This is a genomic window from Cobetia sp., assembly GCF_983723665.1.
The window spans coordinates 1-3,992 of sequence record NZ_CFDJES010000198.1 but is presented as its reverse complement, the minus strand read 5'-3'; the positions used below and the strand labels follow the sequence as shown (position 1 = coordinate 3,992).

The 3,992-nt window shown below is 58.6% G+C and carries 3 protein-coding genes; all 3 read right to left on the bottom strand.

Features of this window, described 5'->3' with window-relative positions; all coding sequences use genetic code 11:
* Positions 1–296 precede the first annotated feature (296 nt).
* The 3 genes from AC4FAH_RS13690 to AC4FAH_RS13680 all read right to left on the bottom strand — a co-directional run bounded on the left by AC4FAH_RS13690 (position 297) and on the right by AC4FAH_RS13680 (position 3,156).
* A complete protein-coding gene (locus tag AC4FAH_RS13690; protein WP_284727441.1) occupies positions 297–641 on the bottom strand; it encodes a hypothetical protein in 345 nt (114 codons plus the stop codon).
* 213 nt (positions 642–854) lie between these two features.
* On the bottom strand, positions 855–1,445 hold the full coding sequence (locus tag AC4FAH_RS13685; protein WP_213115203.1) for an ankyrin repeat domain-containing protein: 591 nt from the start codon (positions 1,443–1,445) through the stop codon (positions 855–857).
* 193 nt (positions 1,446–1,638) lie between these two features.
* On the bottom strand, positions 1,639–3,156 hold the full coding sequence (locus AC4FAH_RS13680) for a catalase (RefSeq protein ID WP_490246223.1): 1,518 nt from the start codon (positions 3,154–3,156) through the stop codon (positions 1,639–1,641).
* Positions 3,157–3,992: the final 836 nt, after the last annotated feature.

Genomic DNA, 3,992 nt, shown 5'->3' with positions numbered 1-3,992 from the left:
CAGTCGGTAGTGATATAGGCGCGAGGAGCGCTCGAGCAAGGACTCTGATCCGCTGAATCACGCCGATTGAAGACATTCTGGCGTCAGCGATTGAACGCGTGGTTCAACAAGAATCCTTGCTGAAGGGTTCCTGCCGGTTCCGGGAGCAAGATGACATCGTCATGGTCAAGCGTCTTTCCGCAAATGGCGGGCTTCACGTTATTGTGTCGTACTGATCATTGCTGGCTGGCAGCTAGCGCTCAGAAAGACTCGACCATGATGTCACGCACACTCCATCCCGGAGGTGATATCGGCTGTCAGGCGCTCTCGCTCAAGGCATGTTCGATGCGGGTGGCGGGGACACTCTTGCCGGCATCATTCACGAAATCCGTCGCGTGATTCTTGTCTTCAATGGCCCACTTGCGAGCATGTTCGCGGCTGCCTTCTTCACTCAAGGCGTGCTGCACCCTGCCTGCCGCCACGCTCATGCCGCTTTCCACATAGACTTGCGTGCTGCGCTCGGCCGGCTGCGCCTGCCCCATGATACGGCTCTCGCTCAATGCCTCACGGACACGGATATCGCTTTCGCCATTGTCGGCAAATGCCGCATTGCTCACAGCACACAGCGCAGCTGTCACACACAGTACTTTCATGGCTTTCATGATGTCACTTCTCGTCTTTTGCGTTGGGTTGGGTTGGTCAGATCTGCAAGACTTGCACTTTACTGAACGTCAGATTGATAGAGCTCAAGATTGATGGAACGTGAAATCGATAGAACGTCGGGTTGGTGGCGCCAAGGGCCTGTGAGCCAAGCGCGTTGTCAGCCGATAGATTCCCCGAACAGGCTTCACCGGCACCCTTGGTCACGCCTGACCTCACATATTGAACTTCACCAATGTCACGATACGTGACAGGCCCTGGGCCGCCGCCAATGACTGCGCAGTATTGCCACGCGCATCTTGGATCGAGGGGTCGGCACCTGCCTGCAGCAACAGCTTGATGATGTCTTCATTGCCGAACAGAGACGCCATCATCAGCGCCGTCTGGCCACTGTAATTGCGATGATTCACATCACAGTCGGTATTGGCGATCAGCCATCTGGCTGTCTCGTCAAAGCCGCGAAATGCCACGCCCATGAAGGCATTGCTGCCCTTCTCATCGAGTGCACAGGCGTCAGCTCCGGCAGACTTCAGCAGCGCCAGGGTGTCGGTATGCCCGTAGTAGGCCGCGAGAATGAAAGGGGTATAGCTGCGGGAATTGGTGACCGAGAGATCACCGCCCTGCTGAACATATTTCCGAATCGCGGCATTGTCGCCGTCGCGTGCGGCGTCAAAGATATCGATGTCGCCAGCCGCGACAGCCTGCCCTGCCATCACCATCATCAGCAGACTGGCCAACACCGCCAGCCATCTTCTGCCCAGGCCGTGTTGCTGCCCGCTGGGGTCTGTGGCTCGCATCGTATGCATCTTGCGCTCCTCTCTGGTCTTTCGCTCGTGTTGAGCTCGTCTGGCGCACATGTTGCGCTCGTGTTGCGGCCGGCAGAGGAGCGCAAGCTCCCCTGCCGGGTGAAACAGGTCCGGGACTTCCGGGCAGCGGTTGATCGCGATCGCATCACGCTTTTCTTCATACGCTTTGCTTTCAGCCGCTGCCTCAGATGTCTCAGTCCTCGATCAGCTCTTCAACGTCATCCATGTCGACGTCTGCCACCTCGGCCAGACGCTCACCGTATTCGTGGTCGGCCTGGTAGAAGTGGCTGACCATGATCTCGCGGATCTCCTCGTTCTTGACCTTGCCCAGGTCAGTCCCCAGCGCCTGGATCAGAGCGTCCTGATCCTGCTCGGAGAAGGAGCGATACAGCTCACCGGCCTGAGCGAAGTTCTGCTGCTTGCCGATCGGCTGCTGCTGGGTGGTGCCATTCAGGGTGTAGCGCTTGTACTCGTACTGGCTGTCATCCACCAGCGAGTCGGCGTTGCGGCTCGGCTGATAGTTGATGGAGCCGGAACGCGGCTTGGAGTAACCCGCGCCGTCCTGATGGTTGTTGTGCACCTCATTCTTGGGCGCATTCACCGGCAGCTGCATGAAGTTGGCTCCCAGGCGATAACGCTGGGCATCGGCGTAGGCGAACAGACGCCCCTGCAGCATGCGGTCTTCGGACGGCTCGACACCCGGCACCAGGTTGGCCGGCGACATGGCCGCCTGCTCGGTTTCCTGGAAGAAGTTGTCCGGCGTACGATTCAGCGTCAGCTCACCGACCTTGCGGGCAGGAATCAGGTCTTCCGGCCACAACTTGGTGGTATCGAGCGGATTGAAATCGAAGCTGTTCAGCTGGCTGGGATCCAGGGTCTGGATATAGAGATCCCAGACCGGGTCATCGCCGGCATCCAGATGGGTGTAGAGGTCATCGGTCAGATGGTTGAAGTCAGTGGACTGCACCTTGGCGGCTTCTTGCGGCGTCATGCCGTGGTTGCCCTGACGCGACTTCCAGGTGAACTTCACGTACTTCCAGTCGCCTTCGGCATTGACGAACTTGAAGGCATGCACGCCAGAACCATCCATCTCACGCAGGCTGGTCGGAATCCCCAGCGGCGAGTAGAGGTAGGTCAGCATGTTGGTGCTTTCGGGGATATGGCTGAAGAAATCGAAGTAGCGATTCGGGTCCTGCAGGTTGGTACGCGGGTCCGGCTTCAGCGCATGGATCATGTCCGGGAACTTCATCGCATCGCGGATGAAGAACACCGGGAAGTTGATGCCCACGATGTCCCAGTTGCCCTGCTCGGTGTAGAACTTGACGGCGAAGCCACGCGGGTCACGCAGGGTTTCCGGCGAGCCCTTGCTGTTGATCACGCTGGAGAAGCGCACGAAGACCGGCGTCACCTGGCCCTTGTCCTGGAAAGGTGCCGCGACGGTCAGGTCGGTGAGGTCCGCGGTGGCACGGAACTCACCGTAGGCACCGGTACCGCGAGCGTGGACGACACGCTCCGGAATGCGCTCGCGCTCGAAGTGCGCCAGCTTCTCCAGCAGGTGGTGGTCCTGCAGGAGTGTCGGGCCGTTCGGGCCGGCGGTCAGGGAGTTCTGGTTGTTGCCGACCGGCGCACCATTGGAACGAGTCATCACTTCCTGCTGCGCCAGACTGCTGGCAGAAAGGCCCAGCGCCATCACGGCCGTCAGGGTCTTCATGGGAAAACGTACGTTCAGCACCTCGCAAATTCCTCGTTAAATCAGGGAGTAACGGGGCGAGGAGTATTGGCGAGAAGCTCCCATAGCAAAAAACAAATAATAGCTAACCAGGGAATAGCGAAAACCTAACGTGTTGCAATATAAGCACCAGTTGATTCATCCCGCCAACGAGGAACCCGAGGTGGCGTCCGGCACGACGTGCACAACTTACTGCATGTTCATGCATACAGGTGTCGAGCTGCTGCGGTTTTCAGGTCAGATGCGAACTCCTACCTCATAAATCGCCCAGCAAGAGACCGCCAACCCAAGGCCTGAGGGCCAGACGTTCAGGCCAGGATTGTTGCGTCCTGTCATCCAATCCGAGCGGCTCTGGATACTCGATGCTGGCCGTCGCCCACCACGAATACACACGGATGAAGCCCCACCATCCGCCCACTCCCCTTTTTTGCCTTGTCGTCCGCTGCCGTCCGCCTGCTTGAGAGCCTACTGTTGAGCACCTCTTGCCAAGCGCTATAGGACTTGATCGTCCCTGGCTGGAATAACCGAGAGAAATGAACGAGAGACGTGGCCGAGCGAAGGGCTGGGCATGGTAGGCCTGAGCCTGGCCAAACCTGCGCCTTGTCAGGCGTTTCCATACGCCAGAAACGACAAGAGCCCCTCATGTTGAGGGGCCCTTGTCGTTAGGTTTTGCGCCGTCTCTTTCAGCGCATAGCGCGGTTACGCCTGGCGATTCGTCTTCTTCGGCTTGCGATGGAAGGCCGGCATGTCATCGATGACCAGTACCGGATTCAGCTCTTCCTTGGGGAAGTCATTCTTGAGCCAGCGCAGCATCGAGA